Source organism: Thermoanaerobaculia bacterium, from assembly GCA_035717485.1.
Lineage (GTDB): Bacteria > Acidobacteriota > Thermoanaerobaculia > UBA5066 > DATFVB01 > DATFVB01.
This window is the reverse complement of the sequence record DASTIQ010000218.1, coordinates 1-5,742: the sequence shown is the minus strand read 5'-3', so window position 1 is coordinate 5,742 and position 5,742 is coordinate 1. Positions and strand designations below refer to the sequence as shown.

Genomic DNA, 5,742 nt, shown 5'->3' with positions numbered 1-5,742 from the left:
AGCCACGACGTGCGCACCGTGTTCCCGCTCCTCCTGTCGATCCTTCGGCTCGGCGCCGCGATTCTCCTGTTCGATGCGCTCGCGGTGCTGCCGTTCGCCGCGCTGCGCCTCGAGCATCGTGCGAAAACGTTCGCGGCGATCCGGATCGGCAACATCCTCCTGACTCTCGCGCTCAATTTCCTCTTCCTCCTCCGCTTCCGGTGGGGAGTCGTCGGCATCTTCCGCGCGAACGCGATCGCGTCGGCGGCCACGTTCTTCGCGGTCCTTCCCGCGATCGCGGGAAGGCTGGCTCCGCGCTTCGACCGCCGGGTCCTGGCGAAGATGCTCCCGTTCGGGCTCGCGAACGTGCCCGCGTACCTCGGGGCGATGATGGTGCAGGTCATCGATCGCCCGATCGTGCAGCGCCTGCGGGGCTTCTCGGAGCTCGGCGTCTACCAGGCGAACTACCGGATGGGCTTCGCGATGATGGTCCTGGTTTCGGTTTTCGACTACGCGTGGCGCCCCTTCTTCCTCCGGCAGTACGCGACCGACGGGGACCGTTCGAAGGCGCTCCTCGCGCGCGTGCTGACGTACACCGCGGCGCTCTCGCTCTTCGCCTTTCTCGCGCTCGCGTTCTTCCTCCCGGTCCTCGTCGCGGTCCCGATCCCCGGGATCGGCCACTCGCTTCTCCGCCGCGACTATCTCTCGGGGACGGGCGTCATCCCGGTCGTCCTGCTCGCGTACGTCTTTCAGATGTTCGCGACCAACTTCATCGCGGGGATCTACATCCGCGAGAGGACGAGCCGGCTTCCGATCGTCACCGGCCTCGGCGCGGCCGTCAACGTCGCGACGAATCTCTGGTGGGTTCCCCTCTTCGGAATCCTCGGCGCGGCCTACGCGACGCTCGCCGCCTACGCGGTGATGGCGGCCGCGATGTTCGTGTTTTCCCAGCAGACCTTTCCGATCCGGTACGAGTGGGGAAGGCTCGGCCGGCTCGCCCTGGTGACCGCGGGCGTATACGCGGCCGGGAAGCTCGCCGGAAGCCTCGTTCTCCAGGGCCTCCTGATCGCCGCCGCATTCGTCCTCCTGCGCCTCGGCGGCTTCTTCAACCCGGAGGAGATCGCCTTCTTCCGCCGGATGTTCGGGCGGCGCGCGCCGGTGCCGGCAGAGGGCCCGGTCATCGCGGAAGAGAAGGACCGATAGGAAGCCCGCCGCGGGACCCCGGGCGGAGTCCGATCACAACCGATAGGTCTTCGGCGGCTTGGGATGCGCAGGCGCGGAATGAGCGACCCGGACCGGGACCGGCGTGAACGAGAGCAGGAAGACCAGCAGACACACGACAGCGAGGACCCGCCGCTTCGCGTCGAGCCGTTCGTCCGGGTCGGCGGTGGGCGGATGGGCGATTCCCATGACGAGCACGACGAGCACCCAGACGATCCAGCCCGGCCAGAGGAAGGCGAGGCCGACGAGCGCGAGAAAGAGAGCGATCCCGATCGTGCGCTGGGCCTTGCCCGCGGCGGCGTAGAGGATGTGCCCGCCGTCGAGCTGCGCGAGCGGCAGGAGGTTCAACGCCGTGACGAGGAGGCCGAACAACCCGGCGAAGCCGAGTGGAGAGAGCAGAAGGTCCGATCCGGGGACCATCCCCGGATGGACGACGCGCTCGATCACCCGGAACAGGAGAGGTTCGCCGAAGTCGAGGTATTCGCCCGAGGGAGCCGTCGTCGTGACCTGCGAGATCGCGATGCCCCAGACGGAAATCGGCACCGCCACCACGAAACCCGCGAGCGGCCCCGCCGCGCCGACGTCGAAGAGCGTCTTTCGCGAAGTGATCGGCGCGCGGATCCGGATGATCGCTCCGAACGTCCCGATTCCGACCGGCGCGGGGATGAAGTACGGGTAGGTCGCCGGCAGTCCGTAGCGCCGGCAGGCGACCATGTGGCCGAGCTCGTGGATGCCGAGGATCGCGAGCAGGGGGATCGAGAACGATGCGCCGATCCGCCACATCTTCGGGTCGAGCAGGCTCTCGGAGAGGGGACGATCCGAGAGGAGCCCGAACCCGCTCCCGAACGGGACGATCGTGGTCGTGACGGCCGTCGCGGCGAGGAGGAGGAGATGGAACGCCGGGGAGGAGGGCAATCGATGCCGCCCTCCGAAGAACCTCATTCCGGAAAGGCGCCCGGGATCAGGAGGGGGATCCCGACGCGGAGTCGTCGCGCATGTCGCGAAGCTCCTTGCCGGGCTTGAATCGGATCGTGTTTCCGGGAGGGATCGCGACCTCGACTCCGGTTTTCGGGTTGCGGCCGATTCCGCGCTTCCGTCGTTTCACCTCGAAGACCCCGAAGCCGCGAAGCTCGATGCGATCACCCGATCCGAGTGCCTGGCGAAGCGCGTCGATGACGGTTTCGACGGCCGTGATCGCCTTCGGCCGGGGAATCGATGCTTCTTCGAAGAGACGGTCCACGATATCCGCTTTGATCATCGGTCAAGCCCTCATGGAGTTTCCGGATATCTTGAGTGTAATCAAGTCCTTTCGGAGGGTCAAGCGGACTCGGCCCGCCCCCGCTGCTGCAGGATCAGGGCCGCGAAACCCTCGGCCATCGCGCCGGCGAGGGCGGCCAGGTCCTCCTTGGCCGCCGCCGAGAGGCCGCCATCGGGGAGCTCCACGAGCATGAAGGCGACGACCCGCTTCTTCAGCGAAACCGGGTAAACGGCGCATCGGACGGGGAGGCGTCCGAGCCCCTTGACGAGCTCTTCATGGGACGGCAGATCGGGTAGCACTCCCTGGTACGGGGTTCCCGAGAGCTTCACGTTCAGGAAGATCGACGGGGAGGTGAACGGAATCGCGACCGACCGGAGAGTGCTCCGGGAAACTCCCTCGCCCCGGGCCTGCCAGCCGATGACGTCGTCCTTTCGGGCGATGAAAAGGGCGACGAGCGGAGACGTCCCCGCGAGGTGGTCGAGGGCCGCCTCGGCGATGTCGTCCCGCGCCTGCGCCGAGAGAATCCGGTCTCGCGCCTCGTCGAGCGAAATCGGAGCCGGGGGAGGAGGGGGCGCCGGTCTGGCGGCTTCCTTCTTCCGGCCGGCGCGGGCCTTTGCGGCGGGGGACGGCTCGCCGGCCTGCGGCGCGAGGGAGGAATCCCCGGTGGTGGCGGCCGTTTCGGCGGCCGGCTCCTCGTGCTCGTCGATCGAGAACTCGAGCTCCCCGGCCGGGGTCGGGGTCGAAGGGCGCGCGAACGGGACCGGGCGCCAGGTCGCGATCTCGATTTCGTCGGAGGACTCCCGGGTGATTCGCCAGACGTCCGAGTTCCGGGCGGGGTTGGGCGTGACGTCCGTGACGGGACCGGTCCGCTCTCCGCCGCGAAGGTCGGGGGGCGGGGGAGGGGGTGCGGGCGGCGTCCCCGCGGGCTTGATGCCCCTTTCGATTCGTTCGGAGAGGACGCGGAAGCGCGCCGAGCGCCGCTCGCCGTAGAACCGCTCGAGGGCCTCCGCGATCCGGAACTCGGTGGACACCCACGGCTCCACCCTCTTTCCGGTGACGAGCGCGAGCTCGTCCTCCGCGGCGAGATCGTTGGGATCCCGCATGGCGAAGCGGATCACGCGTCCCTCCCGATCGAAGGGAATCGCGAACGTCCGAAGCGCGATTTTCGCGGGAATCAACGTGAACACGTCCGGCGAAGCGGCCTTGAGGCGGTCCCAGTGCGCGTAGTTCCGGCCGGTCACTTTCGCGAGCGCCCGGGCGAGCGTTTCTTCCGTGACGAGTCCCTGTTCGAGAAGGATCGTGCCGAGCCGCCCCCCGGTCGACCGCTGGAGCATGAGGGCCCGATTCAGGGTGCCGGCCGTGAGCGCGCCGACCGAAAGGAGAGCCTCCCCGAGCTTTTGCACTCCGACCATTATCCCGAATCGCGGCGTTTCACGGAAGCGGAAGAAGCGCGCGGGCCCGCGTGTTATTCTGACCGAGTGAGAGGAAAATGGCTGTTCTTGCTGGTCCTCGCTGCGGGAGCGGCGCCGCTTTTCGCGGAGGAGGACCCCGTCGTCGGGCTTCGCGCGGCTTTCCTGTCCGCGAAGATGGCGGAGGCCGACGGGAGGTACGAACAGGCGCTCGCCGATTTCCGGAAGGCGGCCGCGCTCGCGCCCGAGGACCCCACCGTCCACTTCGAGCTCGCGGTCCTGCTGCAGCAGATGGGCGTCGACGACGACGCGAGGAAAGAGGCCGCGAAGGCGGCGGAGCTCGATCCGACGCTGGAACCGGCGTGGCGGCTCGAAGGCGCGATCGACCTGGGAGCGGCGGAGAAGGACCCGGCCCGGGTACCGGCCGCCGTCGCGGCCCTCGAACGGGCGCACAAGCTCTCTCCCCAGAATCCCGGCACCGCCGCGGCGCTCGCCCGGGCCCACATCCTGTCCGGCCGCCCCGACCTCGCGCGTGCCGTGCTCGACGACGTTCCCGGTCTCGCCGACAACCCCGCCGCCATCAAGGTTCGCGCGGAAGCGGACGAGAAGCGGGGGGCCGACGCGGAGGCCCGGCAGGACTACGATCGGTGGATCGCGTCCGATCCGACGGATCGGGACGCGCTCGCGTCCGCGATCTCCTTCTGGGAGTCGCAGCGTGACTTCGGCCGGGCGGTGGACCTCCTTCGGAAGTTCCGGCGCGCGGAGCCGGACAACGCGGCCGTCGGCGACCGGATCGCGCTCGACCTCCTTCGCGCCGGCCGCTTCGCGGACGCGGAGCAGGAGGCTCGGGCGATCGTCGCGGCGCGCCCGGAAGACCGCGCCGCCCGGAGGACGCTCGCCGCCGCGATCGACGCGCAGGGGCGCTCCGAGGAATCGGCGGCGATGCTCGTGAAGCTGATCTCGGAGGATCCCGACGATCCCACCGCGGCGTTGACGCTCGCCTTCCAGCTCTCGGGCGAAGGGAAGGGGCCGGAGGCGATCGCCGTCCTCCAGAAATTCGTCGACCACCTCGGGAACCCGCCGAAACCGGAGCTCGCGCGAGACGTTCGATCCGAGATCGCCGGGCTCCTCTATCGCGACCGGCGTTTCGAGGAGGCGAAGAAGCTCGCCGCCGACACGGCGATCGGGAAGGGCGGCGTGGCGGAGCGCTCTCTGGGCGTGCTGCTCGAGCGGGCGCGCGAGGAGAAGAAGCCCGGCGAGGGTCTCGCCTGGGCGAAGAAGGCCGCGGAAGCGGAGCCCGCGAATCCCGACTGGAAGGGTGCGGTCGCGGAGTTCGAGATCCGCTCCGGCGCGAAGGCGGAGGGGGAGAAGAAGCTCGCGGAGCTCGCCGCGTCCGGGATCGCGGCGGACGTCCTGGCGGCCGCGGACGCGCGCGAACGGCTCAAGGACTGGGACGCTTCGGCGAAGATCGCGGCGACCGCGCTGGAACGGTTCGAGGGGAACGTCGACCTGATGTTCCGGCGGGGCTCCGCGCTCGAGCGCACGGGCAGGATCGACGAGGCGGCGGGCATTTTCGAGCAGATCCTGAAGATCCGTCCCGACGACGCCAACACGTTGAACTATCTCGGATACATGTACGCCGACAAGGGGATCAAGCTCCCGGAGGCGCGCCGCATGCTCGAACGCGCGGTGGCCCTCGACCCGCAGAACGGCGCCTACCTCGATTCTCTCGGGTGGGTCTGTTTCCGGATGAACGATCTCCGGGAGGCCGAGAAGTTCCTCTCCCGCGCCGCGGCGAAGATCCCCGCGGACGCGACGGTGCAGGAGCATCTCGGCGACCTCGAGGCGCGGCGCGGGCAGATGGCGGAGGCCGTG

The 5,742-nt window shown here is 69.2% G+C and carries 5 protein-coding genes; 2 read left to right on the top strand and 3 right to left on the bottom strand.

Going from position 1 to position 5,742, the window contains the following annotated elements:
- Positions 1–1,182: polysaccharide biosynthesis C-terminal domain-containing protein (locus VFS34_11780; protein ID HET9795133.1), on the top strand; the 1,182-nt coding region annotated here is incomplete at its 5' end.
- 33 nt (positions 1,183–1,215) lie between these two features.
- Here VFS34_11780 and VFS34_11775 read toward each other — a convergent pair.
- From VFS34_11775 to VFS34_11765, 3 genes are read right to left on the bottom strand one after another with little or no spacing between them, the layout of a single operon-like run.
- Positions 1,216–2,115: a site-2 protease family protein gene (locus VFS34_11775; protein HET9795132.1), complete on the bottom strand. Its 900-nt coding sequence runs from the start codon at positions 2,113–2,115 to the stop codon at positions 1,216–1,218.
- 46 nt (positions 2,116–2,161) lie between these two features.
- Positions 2,162–2,458 carry an HU family DNA-binding protein gene (locus tag VFS34_11770; protein ID HET9795131.1) on the bottom strand — a complete coding sequence of 99 codons (297 nt, stop codon included), beginning with the start codon at positions 2,456–2,458 and terminating at the stop codon, positions 2,162–2,164.
- Positions 2,459–2,517: 59 nt separating this feature from the next.
- On the bottom strand, positions 2,518–3,861 hold the full coding sequence (locus tag VFS34_11765; GenBank protein ID HET9795130.1) for a hypothetical protein: 1,344 nt from the start codon (positions 3,859–3,861) through the stop codon (positions 2,518–2,520).
- Between the two features lie 75 nt (positions 3,862–3,936).
- Between VFS34_11765 and VFS34_11760 the strand changes: the two genes are divergently transcribed.
- The coding region (locus VFS34_11760) for a tetratricopeptide repeat protein (protein ID HET9795129.1) at positions 3,937–5,742 on the top strand (1,806 nt) is incomplete at its 3' end.